25 protein-coding genes are annotated in these 23,719 nt (G+C 39.1%); 6 read left to right on the top strand and 19 right to left on the bottom strand.

Annotation, left to right across the window (positions count from 1 at the left end):
• Nucleotides 1-37: 37 nt before the first annotated feature.
• Complete coding sequence (locus WFH04_RS11225; RefSeq protein WP_336824143.1) at nucleotides 38-349, top strand: YfzA family protein; 312 nt, start codon at nucleotides 38-40, stop codon at nucleotides 347-349.
• A 249-nt stretch (nucleotides 350-598) separates the two neighbouring features.
• On the opposite strand, the gene WFH04_RS11220 is transcribed toward WFH04_RS11225, so the two are convergent.
• The 6 genes from WFH04_RS11220 to WFH04_RS11195 form a co-directional block, all read right to left on the bottom strand.
• Complete coding sequence (locus tag WFH04_RS11220) at nucleotides 599-1,651, bottom strand: DUF4179 domain-containing protein (protein WP_336824142.1); 1,053 nt, start codon at nucleotides 1,649-1,651, stop codon at nucleotides 599-601.
• Nucleotides 1,635-2,198 (bottom strand): sigma-70 family RNA polymerase sigma factor, encoded by a 564-nt coding sequence (locus WFH04_RS11215; RefSeq protein WP_336824141.1) that lies wholly within the window; start codon nucleotides 2,196-2,198, stop codon nucleotides 1,635-1,637. Before WFH04_RS11215 ends, WFH04_RS11220 begins: the two co-directional genes overlap by 17 nt.
• A 386-nt stretch (nucleotides 2,199-2,584) precedes the next feature.
• Nucleotides 2,585-3,268, bottom strand: coding sequence for a DNA alkylation repair protein (locus WFH04_RS11210; RefSeq protein WP_336824140.1), 684 nt, complete (start codon nucleotides 3,266-3,268; stop codon nucleotides 2,585-2,587).
• Nucleotides 3,269-3,690: 422 nt separating this feature from the next.
• Nucleotides 3,691-4,320 carry a hypothetical protein gene (locus tag WFH04_RS11205; RefSeq protein ID WP_336824139.1) on the bottom strand — a complete coding sequence of 210 codons (630 nt, stop codon included), beginning with the start codon at nucleotides 4,318-4,320 and terminating at the stop codon, nucleotides 3,691-3,693.
• 73 nt (nucleotides 4,321-4,393) lie between these two features.
• Entirely contained in the window at nucleotides 4,394-4,675 is a 282-nt protein-coding gene (locus WFH04_RS11200) for a GNAT family N-acetyltransferase (protein WP_336824138.1), read from the bottom strand.
• Nucleotides 4,651-4,893 (bottom strand): hypothetical protein, encoded by a 243-nt coding sequence (locus tag WFH04_RS11195; protein ID WP_336824137.1) that lies wholly within the window; start codon nucleotides 4,891-4,893, stop codon nucleotides 4,651-4,653. Before WFH04_RS11195 ends, WFH04_RS11200 begins: the two co-directional genes overlap by 25 nt.
• 128 nt (nucleotides 4,894-5,021) lie before the next feature.
• On the opposite strand from WFH04_RS11195, the gene WFH04_RS11190 reads away from it, so the two are divergent.
• Nucleotides 5,022-5,558: a hypothetical protein gene (locus WFH04_RS11190; RefSeq protein WP_336824136.1), complete on the top strand. Its 537-nt coding sequence runs from the start codon at nucleotides 5,022-5,024 to the stop codon at nucleotides 5,556-5,558.
• A gap of 515 nt (nucleotides 5,559-6,073) precedes the next feature.
• Here WFH04_RS11190 and WFH04_RS11185 read toward each other — a convergent pair.
• The 6 genes from WFH04_RS11185 to WFH04_RS11160 form a co-directional block, all read right to left on the bottom strand.
• Complete coding sequence (locus WFH04_RS11185; protein WP_336824135.1) at nucleotides 6,074-6,886, bottom strand: PepSY domain-containing protein; 813 nt, start codon at nucleotides 6,884-6,886, stop codon at nucleotides 6,074-6,076.
• Nucleotides 6,887-7,048: 162 nt separating this feature from the next.
• Entirely contained in the window at nucleotides 7,049-7,660 is a 612-nt protein-coding gene (locus WFH04_RS11180) for a PepSY domain-containing protein (protein WP_336824134.1), read from the bottom strand.
• Nucleotides 7,661-7,718: 58 nt separating this feature from the next.
• Nucleotides 7,719-9,065 (bottom strand): sensor histidine kinase, encoded by a 1,347-nt coding sequence (locus tag WFH04_RS11175; RefSeq protein WP_336824133.1) that lies wholly within the window; start codon nucleotides 9,063-9,065, stop codon nucleotides 7,719-7,721.
• Nucleotides 9,055-9,756, bottom strand: a complete 702-nt coding sequence (locus WFH04_RS11170) for a response regulator transcription factor (protein ID WP_336824132.1) — start codon at nucleotides 9,754-9,756, stop codon at nucleotides 9,055-9,057. The genes WFH04_RS11175 and WFH04_RS11170 overlap by 11 nt, the downstream gene beginning before the upstream one ends.
• A gap of 253 nt (nucleotides 9,757-10,009) precedes the next feature.
• Nucleotides 10,010-10,642, bottom strand: a complete 633-nt coding sequence (locus WFH04_RS11165; protein WP_336824131.1) for a hypothetical protein — start codon at nucleotides 10,640-10,642, stop codon at nucleotides 10,010-10,012.
• A 214-nt stretch (nucleotides 10,643-10,856) separates the two neighbouring features.
• Nucleotides 10,857-11,228: a GNAT family N-acetyltransferase gene (locus WFH04_RS11160; RefSeq protein ID WP_336824130.1), complete on the bottom strand. Its 372-nt coding sequence runs from the start codon at nucleotides 11,226-11,228 to the stop codon at nucleotides 10,857-10,859.
• Nucleotides 11,229-11,543: 315 nt separating this feature from the next.
• On the opposite strand from WFH04_RS11160, the gene WFH04_RS11155 reads away from it, so the two are divergent.
• Nucleotides 11,544-12,815, top strand: coding sequence for a DUF5068 domain-containing protein (locus WFH04_RS11155; RefSeq protein WP_336824129.1), 1,272 nt, complete (start codon nucleotides 11,544-11,546; stop codon nucleotides 12,813-12,815).
• A 60-nt stretch (nucleotides 12,816-12,875) separates the two neighbouring features.
• Here WFH04_RS11155 and WFH04_RS11150 read toward each other — a convergent pair whose 3' ends face one another.
• Nucleotides 12,876-13,325, bottom strand: coding sequence for a DUF4362 domain-containing protein (locus WFH04_RS11150; protein ID WP_336824128.1), 450 nt, complete (start codon nucleotides 13,323-13,325; stop codon nucleotides 12,876-12,878).
• Between the two features lie 641 nt (nucleotides 13,326-13,966).
• Nucleotides 13,967-14,545, bottom strand: a complete 579-nt coding sequence (locus tag WFH04_RS11145) for a hypothetical protein (protein WP_336824127.1) — start codon at nucleotides 14,543-14,545, stop codon at nucleotides 13,967-13,969.
• A 277-nt stretch (nucleotides 14,546-14,822) separates the two neighbouring features.
• Between WFH04_RS11145 and WFH04_RS11140 the strand changes: the two genes are divergently transcribed.
• Complete coding sequence (locus tag WFH04_RS11140) at nucleotides 14,823-16,070, top strand: hypothetical protein (RefSeq protein ID WP_336824126.1); 1,248 nt, start codon at nucleotides 14,823-14,825, stop codon at nucleotides 16,068-16,070.
• Nucleotides 16,071-16,134: 64 nt separating this feature from the next.
• Here the strand turns inward: WFH04_RS11140 and WFH04_RS11135 are convergent, their stop codons facing one another.
• Entirely contained in the window at nucleotides 16,135-16,773 is a 639-nt protein-coding gene (locus tag WFH04_RS11135) for a FusB/FusC family EF-G-binding protein (protein WP_336824125.1), read from the bottom strand.
• Between the two features lie 520 nt (nucleotides 16,774-17,293).
• Here WFH04_RS11135 and WFH04_RS11130 point away from each other — a divergent pair.
• Nucleotides 17,294-17,695, top strand: coding sequence for an ion channel (locus WFH04_RS11130; RefSeq protein WP_336824124.1), 402 nt, complete (start codon nucleotides 17,294-17,296; stop codon nucleotides 17,693-17,695).
• A 14-nt stretch (nucleotides 17,696-17,709) separates the two neighbouring features.
• Here the strand turns inward: WFH04_RS11130 and WFH04_RS11125 are convergent, their stop codons facing one another.
• Complete coding sequence (locus WFH04_RS11125) at nucleotides 17,710-18,087, bottom strand: SET domain-containing protein (protein ID WP_336824123.1); 378 nt, start codon at nucleotides 18,085-18,087, stop codon at nucleotides 17,710-17,712.
• Nucleotides 18,088-18,240: 153 nt separating this feature from the next.
• Complete coding sequence (locus tag WFH04_RS11120; protein ID WP_336824122.1) at nucleotides 18,241-18,690, bottom strand: GNAT family N-acetyltransferase; 450 nt, start codon at nucleotides 18,688-18,690, stop codon at nucleotides 18,241-18,243.
• A gap of 360 nt (nucleotides 18,691-19,050) precedes the next feature.
• Between WFH04_RS11120 and WFH04_RS11115 the strand changes: the two genes are divergently transcribed.
• Nucleotides 19,051-20,289 carry a dicarboxylate/amino acid:cation symporter gene (locus tag WFH04_RS11115; RefSeq protein ID WP_336824121.1) on the top strand — a complete coding sequence of 413 codons (1,239 nt, stop codon included), beginning with the start codon at nucleotides 19,051-19,053 and terminating at the stop codon, nucleotides 20,287-20,289.
• A 320-nt stretch (nucleotides 20,290-20,609) separates the two neighbouring features.
• On the opposite strand, the gene WFH04_RS11110 is transcribed toward WFH04_RS11115, so the two are convergent.
• Together WFH04_RS11110 and WFH04_RS11105 are read right to left on the bottom strand one after the other, a co-directional pair.
• Nucleotides 20,610-22,511 carry an endonuclease MutS2 gene (locus tag WFH04_RS11110; protein WP_336824120.1) on the bottom strand — a complete coding sequence of 634 codons (1,902 nt, stop codon included), beginning with the start codon at nucleotides 22,509-22,511 and terminating at the stop codon, nucleotides 20,610-20,612.
• 539 nt (nucleotides 22,512-23,050) lie between these two features.
• Entirely contained in the window at nucleotides 23,051-23,698 is a 648-nt protein-coding gene (locus WFH04_RS11105; protein WP_336824119.1) for a phosphotransferase enzyme family protein, read from the bottom strand.
• Between the last annotated feature and the right edge of the window lie 21 nt (nucleotides 23,699-23,719).

Here is a 23,719-nt window from a genome sequence, read left to right as displayed (position 1 = left end):
TTTGCCCATTAAAATTTATTGCGAAGGAGTTTGTATCGTGTATAAGGCAGAAAACTCAAAGAAGGCCGCTCGACCATTTTTCCGCAGCAACGTTGGTAAATGGCTGCTCCATCTTACGGTGTTTTCCATCTTTCAAATCATCTTTATGCTAACGGACGGCTCACCCTTTTGGAGTTTCCTAAATCCAAACAAGGTAGGAGAAATGCTACAAGATAACTTCAAGCCATTTTTCGATCAAATCCAAATCTATTCAAGTACACATCTAAATTATGTGACGGTCGTCTGGGGAACGGCCGTAGTTGTACACGGAGTCATTTCGCTAGTGAAATCGTTGCATAATAATAAGTAGTAAACCGGGCACCCGTTGAGTGGGTGTCTTTTTATCTAGGGATGAACCAGTGACGAAGGCTTAGTCTTTTCGGAAATCGTATCACCCAGGATGGCAGGAAGTGAATTTACTCATTATGAGGGATAATTAACAAACCACTCAAAGCATCAATAATGCTTTGAGCGGTATTATTTTATCCTCTTTTGAACGAATATTATTTCATGGTCAATTTTGTTGACTTTGCTCATTTCATCATGGAGTATTTGTATTTTATCGTTCAATTTCTACAATGATATCGTCTAGTTGCATTGTTTCAACCGACTCGTAAATGTTATCTAAGTTTTTAAAGTGGAATATAGGTGTGAATATTAACGTTTTAGCATTTGGGTGTAGCTGTCCAAATGTAATCATATAATCTGTTACACCAGAGTTCCCATATCCACCGTTAAATTTCGATTTATACGTATTTCCTAAGTCATCCTTTAACAGTAATTCAGAATAAATTACGTTATATTTTTCATTTAAAACATCATTGTGTATGCCTTCTTTGTAATTAACGATGAATGAGTATGGTGTATACGTAATTTTGCTGATTTCTACGTTTAGGTCGTTCATTTCTGATTTAGGAACTTCAACTGTTTGTATAATTGTATCAGAAGATTTTGCATAAATTTGGAAATCCCATTCACCTTGAACGACTTCACTGTTTTCTGGATTAGATAATTCACGGATATTGAATTGGAACGTACCTTCATCAATGGAATGTGATAAAGGTAAAATAGCGGTTGTCATACCTGCATATTTATTTTTACCGATTTTATTAATATCATGCTCTGCATGGAATAAGGAGTTTTGCTGGCCATTTAATGTGAAGCTACCATCGATTAAAGCGATTGTCCCTAAATCTTTGTCTGTTTCAATTGAGTAGCTAACGAAAAGCTTTTTACTGTCTAATAATGTTTCGGTAATTGTAATTGTTGTGCCATTACTTTCAACCGTCATATTCTCAGCTTCTGCAAATTTTTCATAGCCAACTAATGTTTTGCCATATTCTTTTTCTGAGAACAGCTTAAAAATACTATTTACGAACGGAATTTCCTGTGCAAATGTAGTGTATGAAAGTCCAACCAATGAAGTTGTAGCAATACCAATAGTTAGGCACGCAGCTGCAATTCCTTTCGTCCATTTTTGATAGTTATTTTTTTTGATTTGTTTTCGAAAATCCTTTTTAAATTGCGCCTTTTCAAACTCCGATATCTCCACCTCTTCAAATTCATGGAGATTTATATCAATATCATTGAAATGATTAAATAGTTTCTTCAATTTGAATACCCCCTAATGATTTTTTAAGCCTCTTTTTTCCGTAATAAAGTCGATTATAGATAGCAGACTTTGTCATTTGAAGCTGACGTGCGATTTCCTCTGTGTCAAAGTCCAGTAAGTATTTCATAATAAATATTTTTTGATCGACTGGTTTTAACTTTGAGACAATGGCGTGAAAATTTTCGTGCTCTTCGAGTAGCATATTTTTTTGGTACGTTAATTCGTGTGCTGTAAAGTCTAAATCAAGAGAATGGCTCTCTTTTTTTCGTATTTCGGTACGGAAGTAATCGACTGCCTTATATTTTGCAATGACACAAACCCATTTTTTAAAATCCATAGGCTCGCCCGTGAAGTTTTTGGCATTTTTCCAAATCGACAATAAAACTTCGTTGCAGCATTCCTTAGAAAGGTCATTTTTATTAAGTGGTCCTAATGTTTTTACGACCACACCTTTAATAAGCGGTAAATAATGATCAATTACATAATCAAGAGCTTCTTCTTCGCCGGCTTGAAGAAGGGCTATAAAATTTTGCTCATTAATTTTCATCCGAATCTCCTTTCCTGGAACGATTTTGTAAAAGCCTTTACACTATATACATCGTTAAGAAGTAGACTGTTTTCGCAAATAAAAAAATATTGTTTTAAAAATAGAAATCGATTTACTTCATTCATTCTCGTTATGATGAAAATTCCCTACATATTGTGAGGCACAAATGCTGTTGTAATCGTTGGTTTAAATCCTAATATAATCGAGCACCTCAAAATTAAAGAATTTAGAAGAGTTGTAGCAGGGTCAGTTTGATGTTTTTCATGTAGTGTTTAAATAGTTGAGAAAACAAACGGGAGAAATGTCTTATGAAAGCACTTCAATAAAATTAAAGGAACGAGTGCATTTGTGCATTCGTTCCTTTTTTCTCCCCGACCGCCACTAAATCAAGCAATGTCGCCTATATGCTTCAGAGCTTCTCGCCTGCTTAACGGTTTAAGTGTATTTTCTTGGACAAATTGCTTCACAATGACCGGGTCAGTTTTCGCATACTCTCGCAATGCCCAACCGATAGCTTTTTGAATGAAAAACTCATTGGACTGCGTATGCTGTAAAATGATTTCGAATAACAGATCCGTATCTGTCTCTTTCTTGAACTTTAATTGGTGCAAAATAGCGGAGCGGTTTGTCCACATATTATCCGATCGCGACCAGTCTAACATCACTGTTTTTCCGTAACTGCGGTCCAATTTGACGACATGCCCGACAAGATGTGGCGCGATTGAATCGACAGTATCCCACCACGATTTTGTTTCAATGAATTTCAGTATTTCCGGATAATCGTCAGTCGTGAACTGTTTCTTCACTTTTTCAAGTAAAGCTATAGCGGCATACTGATATTCCCGCTTAGGTAATTCATATAATTTCCATGCCTCGTTAAAAATCTCGCCAACATTGGGTAACGCATATTCCTGAAATTGCGCTCGCAACAGTTCTTTCCGCAGTGGACTTTTAATGCCGAGAAACGAAAAATGGTGTTTCATATATGCTTTCATGGGACCGGCATTCTCAACATTACGGCACATTTCGAACTTCTCAATAATCCCCTTGTGACTCCATTGCTTTTTCATTGTCCTCACCTCCACATTTCACATACTATTTAGACATACTATATCATTAATCGAACATACGTTCAAACCTATGTACATAAAAATAGCTTAACAAATAACAAAAACCGCCCCAGGAAAAACCTGCGACGGCACAGTGTTTGCACGATATAATCAGCTTGGCAGCGAACGACGGGCCAACACAAGAATCCCATAACTGGTACCCCAAGATTTGAAAGAGTCTTGATCTTTTAGCGTTAACCTTTAGATTGAAAAGAACTTTAAGTTATAAGGTTTACAACTTTGAACGCTAAAGTTTGAGCTTTTTCTCTGCTCGATTCAGTAATCACTAGTAAGGTTTGATCCGGTTTTCTATTTAACCCAAAGAAAATCCGGTAAAAGAAGGGTCTTGTGGATGTCGTTTTCGATTACTCATGCAATACAATTTATATGGTGATTTTCGTTATGGCATTAGATTCGGATAGGACGGCATCCACTTCCGCTTTAAAGCTGGAAATTCGCTCTTCCCATTCCTCAATCCGCTTATCGAGATTCAATGGATCGATGAGGACATACTCATTCCGCTCCATAAATGATTTTGTATGAAGCTCGACTTCTTCCTTTTTCGCATGCTCTTTATTCCCTAAAATAGCTGTTAAATAGTCTTCTAACCGTGATGGCAGCGACTCATTTTCCATCGTTAGTTTATTGATGGCCATTCGGCGTCTTTCAATCATTTTGGAAAGCAGCTTCTCTTCATTTGCAATGGAGGATTTGCGCTCAATCGCTTTCGCGACCGTCATCCTCTCCCCTGCGACAATCACTTCAGTGACAGCATTCGACTGGACAATTGCATCTTTCAGTTGATTGCGCCTTTCAATTAACGATACCGCCTTGTCGAAACCGGCTTGGATCGTCTTTTCATAGTCTTCGATGGAAAGGCCTTTCATCTTCTGTGCAGATTTTCGGTCCGTTGCAATAAAATCCGCCTCATGAATCACTTTCGGAATTCGGTCGTTTAACATTTTCAGCTCGGATAACGCACGGTGGATCGACATCGTTTGAGTGGTAGTCATCACATTTCCTCCAATCACTTTGTTTCATTCTACCATTCAATCTATAGAGTGGAAAGACACGTAGGAATATAAGCTATCGTTCAATCCAGAACCTCCGAACGATGTTTCCATGAGGTTCCATATAGCTTTCATCCTCCACACCGCCATTGTGTACAATGACAGTAGTCGGGCCGATATTGTCGTCATTGCAAGTGACTAACACAGAGCGAATGCCTGACTGATCCGTTATATTCAATGCTTCGGAAAGCAAATGCGTCGCGTACCTTTTCCGCCGTTCGGAAGGCCGGATTCCATAGCCGATATGACCATCGACCTTGCGTAAATAAACATTCAAGCGATGCCGGATGTTAACCATTCCAAGAATACGATCGTTTCATCAATGAGAAGATAATTCGTGTTCCGCATCCGATTGCCATGACCGGCTTCCTTTGCTGCCAATTCATCCAAATAGATTTCGTAAGGCTTGTCCCCATTCAAATGTAAGCTATTAGGCGTCATTCGGTCTTCATCCCACTCCTTCCTATACGTAATATGCTCCGCTTCCCACTTCATGGATGGTCTTTCAAATCGCATGCAATCTCCTCCACTTCCTATTTCATAACAATACAATATTCTGTCACCATTTATAGAAAATGAAACTTTTTCCACTTGCTACCCGTATTAATAATTGAAAGAAAAATTCGTAAACTGGAGGTGGAGTGATGAAAAAGCCTTTTTCTTGGAAGTTACGAATTGCTCTATTTGCGACTGCAGTCTTTCTTTTAATCGGCGGTTGTTCAAAGACCGATGAACAAGATAAAATAACAGAATCCATTAAAACAGTTGTGGGGCTTCAAATGAATGCACCTGACGAGAAAGCACTTAGTCAAAACTATGTTACTCCCGAAGAGGATTCTTGGTTAGAAGATTACACCGCTTATTTAAAAGAGACGTTCGGTCCTTACTTTACGGAAAGCACTACTGAGCAATACATTATGACAAACGAATTTGTCTCGTTCCATCATGCTGCTGACAGATTTAATTATGAATTAAAGGTAAGAAATATCGATGTGGAGCAAAACGAAGTGACGCCTACGAATTATAACTTTACAGTCGAACTCGATTATAAAAAAGATGGCGAAATAACGCCGATTGAAGTAACAGGTGTTGCAATTATGCGAGATGACAAAATCGCGAAAATTTCATACCTTGGCGATAAAAAGCTATTGAGGAACCTATTTAGCGGAGAATTGGAATAAAAGAATCGATCAATTTCATTTTATAAACGAAACCCCGGCCGCTTTGAATCCATTGAGATTTTCACAAAATAAAAAGGGCTGCCATAGCAGCCCTCAGACTGTAGACAAAGTATCGTTTTACTTTGTCTACAGTCCTTTTAAGGTTTGTAGTCATGAGATAAGTGTTTGCCCAGCTTGGCTTGAAAACGCTTGTCAAGGAAGGCAACCTAAGAACGCCACGTCCTAGAGGTGCCTTAATTTCTGCAAAGAACGCAGAAATTAAGGCAAATCGAACCCTTCGCCGTTCGATTGGCAACGGTTGCATGACTCGCTTCGTGCGAGCCCGCGCGAAGTCGAGCGAAGTCGAGCGAAGACCCGAATAGAACTTAGGTTCATGAGGGGACGAGCGAAGGAAAGGCAACCAAAGGCCGCTGCTTCCTGCAGCAACGGTTGCATGACCAGCGTCCTGCTGGCCTCAACGCAGTATGCGAGCGTTTGTCAACAAGCTGAGGGCTGCCATAGCAGCCCTCCTCGCATTAGTCATCATCACGGTCTTTTTCGAATTTCACAATTTCACCTGTCATTGCATCAATTTCGAAATCATATTCATATTTGCCATCTTCTATTTCAATTTCATACACTTTTCGACCGTCTTCGTAATCCAATTCAATTTCTGTTACGTGCCCTTTTGCATTTTTCATCGCAATTGCAATTGCTTGATCTTCTGTGAGCATCGTTTTATTCGTTTCATTCACTTTGCTGTTAGACTGTTTTTTATCATCATCAAACTCTTTTTCATATTCAATAATGTCTCCTGTATACGCATCGATTTCAAAATCGTATTCGTATGCGCCATCTTTTATTTCGATATCATAATGTTTACGGCCATCATCAGTGTCGACCTTGACCTTCGTTACTGTGCCCCGTGCTTTTTTCTGCGCAATTGCAACTGCTTGGTCCGCTGTAAGCATCTTTCCGTTCGTTGCAGTTGATTTTGGTGAATCAACAACTTTCAAATCTTGCGCCTCAGCATCCGTTTTGGTTACGGATTGTTTGTCTTTTGATTGTTTTTCAAGCTCGATTTCCCCTGTGATGGCATCGATATCCAAGTCGTATTCGATTCCGTTCGACTTCACTTCCACATCGTATACATAGCCCGATTTTTTCTTTTCAAGTTCAATTTCAGTAACTTTACCGCCATATTGGTCGATCGCCAACTCCTTAGCTTCTTTCAATGTCAACATTTCGTTCGCGTCGCTTGCTACGTCCGTTGACGAATCATTCGCCAATGCCACGCCGCCTACTGTTACTGCTCCCGCCAATGCAGGAATGATCATCCATTTATTCATAATCGATTCCCTCCTTTTCTAATTACTTTTATCATACCTCGACATTATGATAGGAGTTTTAGAGGTTTATTAGAAATTGATGAGAAGTCATGTTTCCATCCAAACTGACAAAAAAACCGCCGAAATTAGTTCTTCGACGGTCTCTATTATGTCAGGGCAAAATCAATCATCCCATGTAACTGAAAGAATCTTTCCAGAGATCGCATGTATTTGGTAAATCGCTTCATCACCACGACTGTCATCTTCTACTTCGATCTCAACTAAATAATAGCCCCCATCAGTCGTTTTAACAAAATCGACGTCATCTACTTCCCCATTTAATTGAGACAGCGCAATGCTTACTGCTTCCTTTTCTGTAATTAGAACAGTTTCTTTTTTCGAGGGTGTTTGCGATTCTGCATGCTTTTCTTTTTTATTTGCAACCGGCTTTTGCTGTGTTGCTTCCGGTTGACCAACCGTCTCCTCATTGGAAGCGATTGATTCATCCACCTTATTTTCCTTCGTTTGAATTAAAGACAGCACTTTCCCCGTTTCTGCATCGACTTCTGCTAAATAAGCGCCATTGTTCCTCACAAGCTCCGCTTCATACATCGAACCTTTCAAGGATAGCCGATCGACTTTTCCATCATACATGCCTTCGAGCTGGGTGCGGACTTTATCTTCCGGCAAAGTTTCCGCTTGTATAATGAATTGCTTCGTATAATAATTCCCTATAAAAACAATGAGAATGGTTAGCACGATCGGTAGGAACCAAGGTTTTTTTATGAGATTCAATTGAACACCACTCCTTACGACAAGCATACTCCTTCAATATTAAAAATCGATGAGAGCCTCACTTTTTCGGAATGATAATACGAATGGTTGTTCCCATTCCGACGATACTTTCAATTTTCAACTGCGCTCCAAGTCCCGTAGCGATTTCCTTAGCGATCGCAAGCCCTAACCCGCTGCCGCCTGTTTTTCGGTTTCGGTCTTCATCGACACGGTAAAAACGGTCAAAAATATGAGGCAAATGCTGTTCCGGTATTCCTTGTCCGTAATCCATTACCGAAATTTCAACGCTATCCTCATTGCTGCGAATTATTGTTTTAATTTCTCTTTTACTATATTTACGAGCATTATCCAATAAAATAAAAAGTAGCTGCTTTAACTGGTTTTCATCTGTACGCAGCTCAATGGGCCCTTCCCCTTCAATCGTAAAATCCCTCGCGTACGCCTGACGCATCGGCTGCACCACTTTCTCGACAACTGATCGGACTTCCGTCTCTGCAAATTCAAAAGTCAATTTTTCATTATTTTTTGCAAGTGACAGCATTTGGGCAATCATCTCTTTCATCCTCACCGATTCGCTTATAATTGCATTGACGGCTTCCTCCGCCACCGCACGATTGTCAAACCCTTGACGAGATAAGAGCCGTGAATAGCTTTCGATAACTGTGAGCGGTGTTTTTAGTTCATGAGAAGCATTTGAAACGAACTGCTCTTGCTTTTTATAATTTTGTTCCAACTGCTCCATCATGTCATTGAATGTCCTGCCCATTTGTGACAGTTCATCCTTGCCTTTAGCAGATATAGAAATTTTTTCATACGTTCCTAACCGCCTGCTGTCAGACATTGTCTTCATTAGCTTTTCAATCGGCTGTATGACAATGCGTCCTAACGTTATGCTTAGACCCACAACAATCAGTACCATGGCAACAATCGTGACGCCAAACAAAATTAGCTTCAGCAACCGCAAGCTCGCTTCTAATTCTTCCATTACTTGCAAAACTTCAATGTGGACGACTTCACCATTTGTCCAAATTGCTGGAACAGTGATTGCCATTGTCTTTATTTCATTAAAGCTTCCGATCGTGTAACGCTCTTTCGGGTTAATAACAAAATTCCCCTCAGTCAATCCAAGTTCAGATTGTGTTGTGACAATCGTCTTGCCTTGATCATCGACAATCCGGATTGCACCGTTCGCTGGTACATGTGCAATAATAATCGTCCGCGCATCCTTTTCATCGTTCATTTGGCTAAGAGACGTCGTGAGCTCCTTTGAACGGACGATCATCTGGTAATATTCCGTACGATGCCCCATCTTTTCGAATACAAAATAGATGCCAATGTTCGTTACGGTAAGTATGACAAGCATAAGAAGCGTAGAGTATAGGTGAATCTTCGTTTTAAGCTTCATGGACCGGTTCCTTTAATGCATAGCCGACGCCACGGACGGTTTGGATGAACGATTGCTTTTCCCCGTTATCGATTTTTTTCCGTACGTAACGAATGTACACATCGACGACATTTGTATCGCCGAAATAGTCGTAGCCCCAAACAGCGTCCAACAACTGTTCCCGTGTAAGGACTTGATTTGGATGTTTTAGCAAATGAAGCAGCAAGTCGTATTCCCTCGGCGTCAAATCAAGCAACACCCCGTCCCGCTTCACTTCACGTGTTTGCTCGTGGATTGACAAACCTGCAAACTCGTGGAGATATTCGTCCTTTTCCTTGACCGCTGGTGTTGAAAACCGGATTGCCGAACGGATTCTTGCAAGCAGTTCCTCGATTTCAAATGGCTTTGTTACATAGTCATTTGCACCTAAGTCAAGTCCTGCAACTTTATCCTCCAACTCGCCCTTCGCAGTCAATAATATGACAGGGGTATTCGACTCGGTCGCCCGTATCCGTCGTAGAACGTCAAGTCCATTCAGCCCAGGCAGCATAAGATCGAGCAACACTAAGTCCCACGCCTGTTCACGATATTTAATGAGCCCATCAGGCCCCGTATATGCAACACCTGTTTCATATCCTTCGAATTCAAGCTCCAACTGCAATACGCGCGCGATATTTTCTTCATCCTCAATAATCAATATTTTCTCTTTCACTCGAATCACCGCCGTTTTTTCTTTCATCTTATCAGAGGAATAGCATTTTCGTTATGCTCTTATGTTTATACAGCTTTCCTTCGTCGTTCACTACTAAAATGAACTCCTCGGCACCATAAACGACATCGCAAACGCATAAACGGCCACCCACACGCATAAATCATCTCACAAACACATCCCATCACAGTGTGTTGTATGCGGATCAGAAAGCCACTACTCTTGAAACTACCTTTGAGTAATCAATTTATATATTTCATTCCCAACCGTCATTATTATCATAAGGATCAATATCTGCATAAATCTGATACCCATTTTCCCAGTATGTCTGCAGCCAATCAATCGTCTGGACCATCTCCTCACCGTGAGCAGCCGCCTTCTCTTGAAGTCCACTTGCCTCTTGTAGTTTGGCGCTACACCAACTATAGTCTGGAAGTGATTCAAACCACGCTTTATCGTCTTCTTCCATGACGTCCGAATAGGCCAAATCGTCAATTGCAGGTAACATTTTTGGCCAGTCATACGAGAGCCCAACCTCTTCCATCAACTGCCGGATTTCCAACGCAAATGTAAAATGAAGCTCATATTGTGCCACGTCTGTATCCTCGTCTTGGATCAATAGCTCATATTCTTTCAAGTTCTCCTGCTTCAGCATCTTTTGAAACAGTGATTTTTTCCGTGTAACCTCTTTAAACGTAAAGTTTCGGATAGCCGTCAATCTGACCGTTTCTGCGTATTGCAGTTTCGTCCTATCTGGATAACTTTCCGCTTTTATTGCCACCATCAAATCAAGCTCCTGTTGTTCTTCGGATGTCAGTCTTGAAGTCAATTCTTTTCTACGAAGCTCAGGCATTCGTTTCGCTATTCGTCTCTCTTCTTCAATTTTCATTCTCCATACCCCCTAACTTATTTCGATCCCTACAAATACTTATTTTCTTTTTGACGATTCGGCTTACAACAAATAAAAGTGTCCTATTTCACCGACCTTATAAACAATCCTTTTTCAATCAAAACACATTGTCGAACCGTTTTTTCTAAAACGTATAGCGGGCTACTTGTTCCCCTTCAATCAAGAAGCCTTCCACTTCCTGAAACCCTATTTGCTAATAAAGTTGTTTCGCGACTTTATTTTCCGGTTCGTATGATAAAGAAATGTTCTGATGACGATCCGATTTCATGTTCAGAATATCTTCGATAATTAGTTGAATCGCTCGTTTTCCGTATCCTTTGCCTTGATGTTTTTGATCAATCATCATTCGATAGATCCAATACTCACCGTCATCTTCTTCGACTCCGTACATTGCAAATCCAACCATTTCCTTTTCAGCGTATATCCCCTTCGCATGGAAGCCTTCAAGAAAATTTAATTGTGCAAGCGAAACAGCATTTGATGCGACGAAGTTCACTTGATCTTCCCGAACCCTCAATGAAATGGCATCTATCCAATTATCTTTTGAAATTGTTGCTAAATACAACATAATCTCATCCCTTCAAATGATATAACAAGCATCCCTCTTTAAAGCAAAATCTTTCATTTCCATTCGATCTATTCCATTGTACATTTTTTTCATAAAAAGAAATTGAACACTTTACCGATTTCCTCTTCGATAGGTAGTTTTGGACCAAAATCACAAGTGCATTACTTTACTAACGTCGCCTTTATTTCAGGACTTATTAAATACCCATTGGTAAAATCAACCACTTAAGGCTCATTTTAAAAACAGTTCTTTTTGTCAACCAATTAACTGTTACAATTATTAGGAAATTATTTGTACAAAGGAGTGCAATACATGAATCTGAAACGAATGATGATCGGCAGCATCATGGCTGCTATTCTCATCCTCGGCGCATGCGGAAAGTCGCAAGAGAAGGATGGAGATGTTTCCGCTGCTGCACAGCCAAAAAAAGTAGTAGCTGAACAGGAAAATGACAATCAAGATAATAAACCTGATGAAGACGAAACGAAAGACAATACAGAAACAGTAGAAAAAGATACAAGTGGAGATTCCTTTGAAAATATGAATCCGTATTTAGAAGAAGAAACAGGCGGGGATATTGAAATTGTGTTTGCAAATTCAGACCCGAACTTAGTCCACAAGTATTCGGATAAAGTGAAAATTGCGATTGAAGAATACCAAATCGCCCATGTGACCAACATGAACGAATCGGTCAAACATTATTTTGACGACGAAGATGAAGGATACGTCATTACATACAAACTGCGATTCGAAAACAATTTGGATGAAGATGTATTTTTCAATGCGAGTACAATGATGCTTTCAGATGATGGTACAGAAAACTTGTATATGAAAATTGGTCTTGTCGATCGGGATGACTGGCTGAAAGGCGATAATGAAGATGTTACCCGTCAATACGGCCCTGGCACATATACTGGAATGCAAGCCTATACAATGACGAAAGCTCAGTACGAACGCCTATTGGCTCCGACGTACACGATTGACATTCCAATGTTAGAGGATGACTTCAAAAAACGCATCGGCAATGACGCTGTTTTTAAAATTCCATTTAACGAAGATGGAGCAGAAAAAGCTTCAAAAAGCGCTGCACTTTACGCAGATAAGATGGTAACAGACACAATTGCGGATAAAGAACTGTTTTTTTCTAAAGAAGATATGAATGAAACACAGAAAATCGATGAAGTGAGTATTACACTTGAAGGAGTCCAATACGCTGATATAACACCGACAACTGCGAATGAAGGTCGATTTGTCAACTTCGGCGACGGTCCGCTCGTTGCACTGACAGCAAAATTCCAAGTTAAGAACGACAGCAATGAAGCGATTGCAAAATCATTGATTGAAAAACGACTCATCTTGGATCAGAACCGAGGCACAATGTCATCTCAAGGAATGTTGGAACCGACTCAATATGGCGACTTACAGCCAGGTGAATCAGAGGAAATTCTATCAGTCTACCTTTTCCGAAAAGATGAGTTCGGTCTATTGAAAGAACTGCAACTCCAATTCGGTCCGCTGAAGGATAGCGATGCGAAAAATTTGTTCAAAGAAAAATCGGTTACATTCGACTTGCCAATGAAATAAAGAAAAAGCGGCGTCCATTAGCTTGAATAGCTTGGATGTCGCTTTTTCTACTATATAGTACTAATGATTATGGTCATGGTCTTGATCTTTCAAAACATTTAGTAGTGTAAAGCGATCGCTATCTTCTCCTGACTCACACCCTTCCAATGTATAGCTAAATAATTGTTGCCCCTCCTCGGTCACTATATCGGTACAAATTACACTCTCTATGGCAGGGCTGTCCCTCCGTTCTTTATTTTTCGACCGATCGATTTTTAGTTCGAATACAGTTCCATCAAAAGATACATCGTACAATGTCGGATTTCCATTTGGCGTATAATTGGCAATTCGGACAGTGGCTGCGCTTTTCGCTTGGACACTCTTTAGGAACTCTTCAAAGACTGTGGCATTGTAAACCGGACCGTGCATATTAATAACATCTCCATTTTGCAACGCTTTTTCACTATCATACGAACAAGCGGCTAATAGGCATGTACTAAGAAACAATTGGCAAAAGAGTTTCTTTTGCATAGGCTCCTCCCTCCTAATTCGTACTTGGAGCTTTATTTCCACTCTATGCATAATTTTGGCGTCTTATCAGCAGAGATAGGTAATAACTTGTATTTGGCAACCAAATAGAATTCAAAAATCCCTTTACATCAATAGGTTGATCTAAAGGGGTTTATTCATTGTATCGATCAATTTCGCTTTGACGGAATTGCGTTGGAGTTTGAACTTCCTAACACCGTAACATCGGCAATGTTATTGTGAATTTAGTGCCTAATTGCAATGCGCTCTCTACAGTAATATCTCCTTCATGGGCTTCAATTAACCTCACTTCAATTACTAACAACGGTGAAAATATAAAGATTTCATTACCAAAATACGATAACAAAACACATCTTATTGGCGCTGGTTCTAATATACTTTCTACCGAAACAAAAGATGGCGTAATTGTTATTCAATAATTCCACTACAATTCCGAAACACATAACGTAAAAACACCTATGGCTTTCTATTTACTTTAAAAGTAGGAATAACATAGGTGTTTATGATTGATTATTTGCCAGAATGAAAAGGATACTGATCATGCATAGGGAACATTAGACAAGCCACACTTTCTAACATCAATAGATTGAAAGGGCGACTTAAATGAAAAACTAGTGATTGTACTACTTCCTCTCCTCATGATCATCGAATTGAATTTCAGACATTAATTCTTTCAACTTGCCTATACTCCCGATTTTAAATAGTTTTTCTCTAAAACAAATAAATTCATTAGCAGCCTGAAGAATTTCAGAAAAAAACTCTTTTTCATTAATAACGTTTTTTGTTTCTTTATGAATTTTGTAAAGGTTTGTGCCTTCAAAAATCAGAGGATTTCTTTTTACTCTAAATAGAATCAAGTTCTCTGGATTTGTAATGACTTTTTTAATAGTCCATTCATGATTGTTAATGGCCATAAAGTGCTTTCCAACACCTGTTTTTTTATACTCCAACATCATTTGCAGGATACCAATCCACATTAAATCAATATCATCCCAATCCATAAAATCAGTCATAACAGTATCGTTTGTTTGAATAATGACTACTCCCTCTAACCTATGGCCCTTATGCTTTTTTAATCTTCTATTAACAACTTGAGTTGATAATGTGTCATTTAAGGAAATAAAATAGTCTTGAAAATTTTCTTTGGTAAAGTAGAACGAATCCAAATTTTTTTGTTCAATGTATGTGGTGATCGTAAGCATATACTACTCCCTTCATTATTTTAGATATTTTCATAAAAAGGATAGAAAGTATTTATTCGATCGTTACTTACACCTATTCTATACATTTGTCCATCAGCAACCCTCCATATATTCTATAATCTTTTTATTTATAATGAAGTAGGACTAACAATAATACAATCGTTGAATTTTCTCTCTATTCGATTCCACTTTTAAGCTTCAGCATAAAGTTATTTTTTATTATCGTTTCATAATTGTATTGCTATAATGAAAGCAACGATGATCGGAGGGTATTTTTATGGACAAACGGGTACAAGCAATCGCCGATAAGGCGCGCATTGAATTTGGGCTTGAAAAATATGACCTAAAAAGGTATTCATTTTATAAAAAGAGGAATGGAAAAGGTTATGAAATGAATATGGAATGGTTTCCTGTCGAGTACGACGGACCGATCGAAGAGGATGAAAATCCTGATGGCACTGCTAGTATTGATTACGACATCCAACAAGATCGTTTTACAAATGTTGTTTTTGTAATGGGGAAATCTTACTCAACGGCCCATCCTTTTCAAGAAAAAACAATTGAGGAAATTGCGAGTTGGTTGGAAAGGCAAACAGGCTTGACGTATGGTCAAGATTTTTTCGCGGAACAAGCGAGTGAAGACGAGTTTCAATTTATCTCTCGTGTGGATGGGATCCGAATTTCACCAAGCTTCCATCTGAATGTAAAAATTACGGATGACGGGAAACTTCTTTCCTTCTCTACTTTTGGAGTCGCACTGGATTTATCCCAAATTGAAAAACAGAATTTCAACTTAACACTCGAAGAAATCGAACCGACCGTCAAAGCACATCTTACACTTGTCAACATTCCTTCCGAGGCTGAAAAGAAATTTGTACCGGTTTATGCAATCGACGAAGTTTACGTAACCGCTGATGGCAAACGTTGCCTGCCTTTTCTATTCGATGAACGGGGAATGGAAGTCGATCATTTGATGGAATGGGATGAACCGTTACGTGGAAAAATCGAGAGAAAATATATCGATCTTTCCTCGGAAGCAACCGCTGATGAGGCCTTCAATGAGGACACGCAAGAAGAAATTGGCTTAACGGATGAACAAGTTGGCATCTGCGTGAATATTATCCGTGACGCATTGCGGATGGAATATCCGGATGATAGCGGGAAGTGGCGATTGAAAGAACTGCGCCCCGCCTATTCACATATCGAGGCGTACTGTTATGCGGCCAATACGGACAATGCACTTTTCCGGCCAAAGATAGGACTTTTTATCGAAAGGGAGTCCATGACGGTCGTCAATCTATTCAACAACGAGAAGATGTTTGACATATTCGATTCATTCGCACCTGCACCTAAACCGCTGATTGACCACGATACGGCTTTCGAAAAGATGGTTCCTTCTATTACGCTTGATCCTGTTTATGTGTATGACACAGAGTCTAAGAAGTATATTTTATGCGGACTGATCGACTCCGAGCAAGCTGTCGATGCTGTCACTGGAGAAATTTTAGAGCTACGGGATTTATAAGTTCATTGCAAAAAGAGCTGCCCCGCAAGTAGGTCAATGACCAGCTTGGGGCAGCTCTTTTGCTTTATTTTATATTCTCAACAAAGTCATATATTTTATCCAAAGAGAGCAAATGATGATTACAATCTTCGGTATCCTGGCAAATGTAGTTCCCTTTTTTCGTATACGTACCGACGATTTCACCCTTTGTTTTTGTCATAAACATATAAGATAGGGTTAATCTGTTACAAATTGCGCATATTTGCTTAGTATTTGTTTCCTCGTACGTACCCGTCAGCCCAATCATACCCTTCTCTGTCGGCATGATCATATATCTTTTTTTCGTTCCAATATCATCGTAACTGAAATAAGTCATTCTATTAAAATTTATGCCATCTTTCGGCAGCTTCAGCTTTTTCGCCTTTGGAAACAGCTTTTTCAATCTTTGCTCCGATGGTTGTTGGAACGGAATAATATAGGACTGTAGCTCCGACAAATATCGTTCGGCTGCTTCTTTATCGTCAATTTTAGCAAGTTGATTGAGAATCTCTTTTTGTTCGTCCGTCAACTCTGTAAATAAATCGCCTACTTTTTCGATAGACAGTGATTCAAGTGCACCAATGACTTGCTGATCATTGACAGTCGAATGTCCATTCACCAATTGCCATACTTGTCGTTTTATTACATTATATTGATCGTTTCTAATAAATTGTTCACTCTTCATTTCTGTCAGCTCCTCTGTTTTCATTATGCTCAAACAAAGTGCAAAGATTTACAATCAGAAATGGAGAAACTTCATTTTAAGCGATTAATCAACCATTCGCCCCATGCAAAGCATCGCCTTTTCTTCATCTATCTTTGCATGAGTTTTTTTAGAAGATAGCAATGCCATTTGATTTGCCATCTTCACATCACCTCCCGAAATATCGCCTTCTTTTGCAAAGGCGCTACGTCAATTATCATACAACTTTCTCTTTTTCAAAACAATAATTTTATATGTGCATCAATACAATATATTTGTTTCATGCTAAAGAGAGCTTATGCTATTTTCACTACTTCTTTAAGGAATATCCGCTACTTAAAAAATTCATGGAATGGCTTAGAATACATATTAAATAAGATAAAATGCGCTTTTGGAGCCTCTAAACATTTTGTAAAAAGCAGCCGATCCTCCTATCCGATTAACTTAGCTAAGTTTCGCCAAGAATTAAAACAGAAAAACTTTAATTGGAAGAGGATACGTAATGGTCTCATTTTTCTTAACAGCAATTCGATTGATCGGTGCGATTGTGAAGTCTTTCGCCCATCCAGTATTTAAATCATTGCTCTTTACATTGTTGCTCATCGTTTTGTCCGGCACACTATTTTATACGAAAGTGGAAGGATGGACGACCATAGATGCGATCTATTTTGGAACGGTCAGTCTCATTCCGACCGGTGTAGAAACAGGGCTAAGTCCAACAACGACGATTGGAAAAGTGTTCACCATTATGTATTTGATCGTTGGTACAGGGATCATGATCGGCCTCATTGGCATCATTGCGAAGGCAGTGATCGATTTTGATTCAAAGAAAGAGCATAAAAATGGCGATAACCATAAAAAAGACGCAAGAATCGAATCATCCTTGCGTCGCTCAAAACGGTGATGTGCGAAATAGGGTTACTTCTGATCAAACCACAGAAGTTCTTTATCATCCACGTCACCATTATAATTAATTAAAATTTCTTCCCCAGCTTTGATATCTGTATACGCATAAAAGTCAAACGTGTGCTTCTCAAAGCTAATTTCGTACGTAGCATTCGGCTCATAGGAATGATTAAACAGCATTCCATATCCTAAGAGGATTGCAGAATGATTTATTCCATACTCAAAAGCATAGTCAGCGATTAACGTTTGTTCAATGTAGGCGTGTTGGTCATTTGGGTATGCAATGACGGGAGCTTCGTGCACCATCGTTCCCTTTTTAATATCACATGTAGCAAATACCCCTCTATTGAATTCTCCATCACTAAGTGCAGACGTCTTTACTTCAATCATGCTGTTCACCTACTCACTTGTAAATATACTTTCTAACTATAACATTAAACTGCCGATAAGCGCATTTATTTACTTTAACAAGTGTAGATTTTTTAAATACCATTGATTAGCCATCGATGAGAAACGTTTTATGCGATGGCCCCAATTCAGCAATTAACTGCTCTTCCGCATAATTTGTTCACCTTTCGTATCATATTCGCCAATAAATACAAATCCTAACTTCTCGTACAGTCGAATAGCATCTGTATTTTCTGGATAGACACTTAAATAAATCGGCTGCTCACCATATTCGTCCAGCACCCGTTGAATTAACAGCTCCATAAAATGACGGCCATATCCTCTTCCTTGAAAGTTTTCATCAATTAATAAGCGATCAATCCACAAATTGCCGCCTCCCTTGCCATCACCTAAAAAACCATACATAGCAAAACCGACCGGTACACCATCAACATATAAACCGACTGGCCGAAACTCCTTCCATTGCGCTGCTTCTAAAAGGCTTTCCTCAATCGTCTCGATGAACTGCATTTGCTCTTCCGCCACACGCAATGACAATAGCTCTTCTTTGTTGTTACTTGTTACTTTACATATTTCCCATTCCACCAATATCGTCCCTTTCTACAAACTAAATAGTCGTTCTCCAACTTACGACCAGTCTTAAATACAAACCAGCGATGATGTCTCCTTCACCGCTAAACAAAATGTCAATGCCCTCATTTCTTCAATAAAGAAAATCATCCTGCATTCGATAACTTCTTCCCTCTACGATACTTCATATGCTGTTTTTTCACCAAATTTCTTTGAACCATCCTTCAACGTTTATTTTAAAACATTTAAGGAAATTCACATACTGACGGCATCATCATTCCGAGCGAACACTCAAATATCGATACATAGTTTCCAACAGATGCCACATTATAAAAGGAATGACGTCCCGATCTCTATTCATTGGAGGCCATAACCATGAAAAAAATAATCCGTTCTTATTTACGAATATCTTTACTATTGAAAATAACAATAGCCCTTATCCTCGGCATCATTGCCGGACTTATGCTTGGCGAGCAAGCTGCTATATTGGCACCATTAGGAGATTTGCTCATCCGTCTGCTAACCTTTCTCATTTTGCCTCTAATCTTCTTTACGCTCATTGTCGGCGTCAATCAAACGACACTCGGTGACTTAGGCAGAATGGGTATAAAAGTTTTCGTCTACTATACAGTGAGTTCTGCTCTCGCTATCGTTGTCGGGTTAATTGTCGCGAGCATTTTTGAACCAGGCACTGGCATGCATTTGACAGGTTCGGAAAAAGTCGATGTGCCTGAAAATCCAGGCATCGGCTCCGTCCTTCTCAATATTGTTCCTTCGAATATTATAACAGCCTTCACGGAAATGAATTTATTAGGCATCATCTTTACAGCACTCGTATTCGGCATTGCCTTTTCCGCAATGCGAGCCAATCCAACCCTATCCGAATTAGGCGATATAGCTATGAAGATCGTCACTGCATTAAATGAGGCTTCACTTCTTATTTTGAGAGCGATTCTTCAATATATACCGATTGGCATTTTTGCAATTATGGCAAATACAGTAGGAAGCCAAGGAATGGATACACTCGTTTCTTTAGGTGGCATGATCGGCGTTTTTTATATCGCTCTTTTATTCCATATCGTCTTCTATATTGTCATTATGTCGCTATTTAAAGTACCGCTTCATGATTTTTTCAAGTACGCACGAACACCTATAGCAACCGCATTTGTCACACAAAGCAGCACCGGCACGCTGCCGCTAACGCTGGAGGCTGCTGAAAAGTTGAACATTTCTAAAAGTCTATATAGCTTTAGTCTGCCTTTAGGTGCAACGGTCAATATGGACGGCGCAGCCATCCGGATTGCAGTATCCGCTGTTTTCGCAGCAAATATTTCAGGCAATCCGCTCAGTTTGTCCGATATGCTAATGGTTGTCCTAATCGGCACACTTTCATCCATCGGAACAGCTGGAGTACCCGGTGCCGGCATTATTATGATTGCAACGGTCTTCGTCCAACTTGGCTTGCCAATGGAGGCTGTCGCCTTGCTTACTGCAATCGATGCCCTTGTCGGCATGGGTGCAACAGCGCTGAACGTTGCTGGCGATCTTGTCGGAACGAGCGTCATCGACCAGCATGAAAAAAGACGACGCAGAAACTTGCATGAACCCTTGTAAAATAAGTTCGTTCATGGAAAAAATAAGCGAACGGGTAGCCATTAAGCAATTGAATTGGCTACCCGTTACTTTTGTGGACAATAACTTCCCTACTTACGCATAAAGCATTCCGAAAGCGCATAAGTCTGTTGAACCCCTTATAAAACGTAAGGAATACTCATAAATGAACAAATCAGCGCATAAACTCCTCCCGAAACGCATAAATCATTTTACAAACTCTAAGACACAGTTCGCTTCAGAATTTCAAAGCTATCGTATTAACGAACTCCTTAATTTATTCTATCGAGTGATAAGCTTTTCATTACTATTTTCAGCTTTTCTTATTCTTTATTCTTCCTTATTTCCTTTTGAATTTTACGAAGTGCTTTCTTTGAACCTCGTGCAATATCGTGCTCCATTTTCCGTACGCTATAATCAACAAACAACGTTTCTAAATCATATCCTTCTGGGTATAAATCCTTCGCTCGCAATTCCAAACGGAGACGTTTACCATTGACTTCAATAAATTCCTCATTGTAAAACACAGTCACATTATAGAATTTATCCATTTCTTTATAAACAATTCCAACATCATCAAAGTCCAATAATGTTACACGATCCCCTTTTTGATAGTCATATTTTTCCTCCGCTTGCCCAGTCACAATCTTCGGCTTCCTTATTTTCTGCTCATTTACGCGTGCTAAACGATACTCTTTATTTTCAATATACTCTTTTGCCCTTTGCAATACATTTTCTCGCATATTCATCCTTTTAGAAATCCAAAGGGCATTGCTTTCCCCTGACTTTCCAATGACTAGCTTATACAAAGGTTCTAATGTTTCGCTATTAAATTGCATGGCAGCATTCATAAAGTCATCATGCATTTCCGAAAAACGTTTAATTTCACCGTAGTGAGTTGTTGCCACTGTGATACAGCCCATATGATAGAATTCCTCTAAAATCGAAATTGCAAGTGCTGCACCTTCGTTTGGTTCCGTACCGCTTCCGATTTCATCAAAAAGTAAAAGGGTATTGTTATTGGACGCCCCCATAATCTCCGAAAGGTTTTTCATATGAGATGAAAATGTGCTTAATGCATTTTCAATACTTTGGTTATCACCAATCTCTACAAAGATATTTTCAAAAACCGCAATTTCCGTTTCCTTATTTGCATGAATATGAAATCCTGACATGACTGCCAATGTGAGCAATCCAATCGTTTTAAGGACGATCGTTTTCCCTCCGGCGTTTGGCCCTGTAATAATCAAACTTCTGTAACGTTTCCCGATTTCAAAATCAAGCGGTACAGCCTCATCTGTTAAGAGTGGGTGTTTTGCACGAATTAGCTTGATGTATCCATAATCGTTTAGTTTAGGCGCTACCCCGCCAATTTCTTTACTAAATTTTGCTTTTGCAAATACCATATCGTATTGGCTAATAAGGTCAATGTTTATTTTGATTGGATGAAGATTTTCTAAAATCATTCCAGTCAATGTAGACAGTATTTGATATTCTTCCATAGCTTCTTCCGCTTTTAGACTAGCAAGTTCCCCGTTTAGTTTCGTAATTGTATTTGGCTCCATAAAGACTGTAGAACCTTTCGATGATACTTCAACAATCGTCCCTGACACTTGATTTTTGTAAGACGCCTTAATCGGAATTGTATATCGATCATCTTTCTTGCTAATGAAAAAGTCTTGAATGTAATTTTTATTGGCGCTGCTATTTAGAAATTTATTTAAACGTTCTTTTATTTTTTCCTCAGCTATTGCAATGTTTTGTCGAATTCGCTTTAATTTTTTGCTTGCAGCAGAATCAATGCTATTTCCTTTAATCGAGAAGTTGATTTCTTCTTCTACCGCCTCAAATTCGGACATTGAATTTGCATACGCTGATAGCACTGGTGCAAAAAATTTCTTATCCAACATGAATCGTTTAATCTTTCTACATCCTCTTAAAAAATCCGATATACTAACGAGTTCGCCCGGATTCAAGATCATGCCTTTTTCGAGATGCAAAATGCTACTTTCGATATTGGTAATCCCTAAAAACGGAACATGACGATCCGTATCCAATATCGCTCTTGCTTCAGTTGTTTCATTCAATCGATTTTTAACGACCTTGATATTTGAGATCGGTTCCAATTTATCGATTTGCCTTTTTCCTAACCCGCTGACACAATAAGATTTAACCATTTCTTTTAATTCGTTGTACTGCAACTTTTCATAAGTTGTATGATTCACTTTTATGCTCCTCACTATGATTGATTGAACTCATAATGAAGATACCTACCCACTATATTTCAACTAATCACTTCTATAAAAAACAAACAAAAAAGCCGCGGTGATGATACCGCAGCTCTCTTTACATTTACTTGGCATGTGTAATAAAAGCCAAAATAAACCGTCATCAAAAAACAGTTATTTTAGCATCATTACACGCTTCATAAAGTATAGTAGGTATCCTCATAGGGGTTGAAATAAATCCATAACAAAATAAGACAAGGGAAATTAGGTATGTACACTCACATCAATACATCTGTACATATGTTCCTTTTGTCATATTGATTACGCATTTATTTCATATCATTTTCCTATTTAGAAACCTACCGCACTCACAAAAAGCACCTCTTATTTTTTGTTGAAATATAGTTACTATGTATTTTACCACACTCTTAGCTAAAAGCAAATATATATTCCGAAAATACAAATAGGTTTTATCCTAATACCTCAACCATGCAATTTATCACATGAATTTTCTTAGAAAAACGCTCCCTACCAAATTAAGATAAAAGCATAATCGATTCATTTAAAAACGACTTTCCCTTGCCACTTTTCATCTTCTCAATCCCTTCTTCTATCCGGTCATAACGAAACGCACGGATAATGGCAAATAAATGAGGGATCATTTCCTTCTCACAATCAGAAAACGGCCTTTCTGAATAATAAGCATCCATGTATGCATCGTAACGTTCCTTGGGGCTTTCCAACCCTTCGAATTCGTGATGCCACGCCAAAAAAATCGCATTACCAACACATTCATTCACTAAGACCTCATCTCCCGCGATGTCGAAATCAAAAATGGCGGAAATTCTGTCCTGTTGAAATAAAAGATTATACGGTAAAAGATCTCCTTGGACAGCTCCTTTAGGAAGAGCTGCCCATTCAGCTTGAAGAACCGCTCTTCTTTTCTTATAAAGTTCTTGAATCAAAGACATTTCTTTTTCATACTTGTCTTCAACGGCACTAACAAGATCCCAATAGCACAATTCATTTTCATCATAATCGCCAAGTTCCTCTGTTTCATTCCCACCAAACATGCCCCAACTTGTTCCCCTGCCAAAGCTAAAAGCGCTTCGCATAGAGGCTGCATGCTGTTTGCCTAACATCGCCCCTATCTCTTGAATATGCTTCAGCCGCAGTGCTTCCATTGGCTTCCCTTTCCCTTTTTC

This window comes from Sporosarcina sp. USHLN248 (assembly GCF_037144575.1).
Lineage (GTDB): Bacteria > Bacillota > Bacilli > Bacillales_A > Planococcaceae > Sporosarcina > Sporosarcina contaminans.
Note: the sequence above shows the minus strand (reverse complement) of the source record. Positions and strands in the feature narration are given on the sequence as shown.

Excerpts from the sequence above, each read along its gene's own strand:
- WFH04_RS11115 (WP_336824121.1), top strand. The coding sequence starts at position 19,051 with ATGAAAAAAATAATCCGTTCTTATTTACGAATATCTTTACTATTGAAA.
- WFH04_RS11175 (WP_336824133.1), bottom strand. The coding sequence starts at position 9,065 with ATGAAGCTTAAAACGAAGATTCACCTATACTCTACGCTTCTTATGCTT.
- WFH04_RS11155 (WP_336824129.1), top strand. The coding sequence starts at position 11,544 with ATGAATCTGAAACGAATGATGATCGGCAGCATCATGGCTGCTATTCTC.
- WFH04_RS11140 (WP_336824126.1), top strand. The coding sequence starts at position 14,823 with ATGGACAAACGGGTACAAGCAATCGCCGATAAGGCGCGCATTGAATTT.
- WFH04_RS11215 (WP_336824141.1), bottom strand. The coding sequence starts at position 2,198 with ATGAAAATTAATGAGCAAAATTTTATAGCCCTTCTTCAAGCCGGCGAA.
- WFH04_RS11130 (WP_336824124.1), top strand. The coding sequence starts at position 17,294 with ATGGTCTCATTTTTCTTAACAGCAATTCGATTGATCGGTGCGATTGTG.
- WFH04_RS11185 (WP_336824135.1), bottom strand. The coding sequence starts at position 6,886 with ATGAATAAATGGATGATCATTCCTGCATTGGCGGGAGCAGTAACAGTA.
- WFH04_RS11165 (WP_336824131.1), bottom strand. The coding sequence starts at position 10,642 with ATGAAAATTGAAGAAGAGAGACGAATAGCGAAACGAATGCCTGAGCTT.
- WFH04_RS11190 (WP_336824136.1), top strand. The coding sequence starts at position 5,022 with ATGAAAAAGCCTTTTTCTTGGAAGTTACGAATTGCTCTATTTGCGACT.
- WFH04_RS11150 (WP_336824128.1), bottom strand. The coding sequence starts at position 13,325 with ATGCAAAAGAAACTCTTTTGCCAATTGTTTCTTAGTACATGCCTATTA.
- WFH04_RS11125 (WP_336824123.1), bottom strand. The coding sequence starts at position 18,087 with ATGATTGAAGTAAAGACGTCTGCACTTAGTGATGGAGAATTCAATAGA.
- WFH04_RS11195 (WP_336824137.1), bottom strand. The coding sequence starts at position 4,893 with ATGCGATTTGAAAGACCATCCATGAAGTGGGAAGCGGAGCATATTACG.
- WFH04_RS11200 (WP_336824138.1), bottom strand. The coding sequence starts at position 4,675 with ATGGTTAACATCCGGCATCGCTTGAATGTTTATTTACGCAAGGTCGAT.
- WFH04_RS11105 (WP_336824119.1), bottom strand. The coding sequence starts at position 23,698 with ATGGAAGCACTGCGGCTGAAGCATATTCAAGAGATAGGGGCGATGTTA.
- WFH04_RS11145 (WP_336824127.1), bottom strand. The coding sequence starts at position 14,545 with ATGCTTACGATCACCACATACATTGAACAAAAAAATTTGGATTCGTTC.
- WFH04_RS11210 (WP_336824140.1), bottom strand. The coding sequence starts at position 3,268 with ATGAAAAAGCAATGGAGTCACAAGGGGATTATTGAGAAGTTCGAAATG.
- WFH04_RS11205 (WP_336824139.1), bottom strand. The coding sequence starts at position 4,320 with ATGACTACCACTCAAACGATGTCGATCCACCGTGCGTTATCCGAGCTG.
- WFH04_RS11135 (WP_336824125.1), bottom strand. The coding sequence starts at position 16,773 with ATGAAGAGTGAACAATTTATTAGAAACGATCAATATAATGTAATAAAA.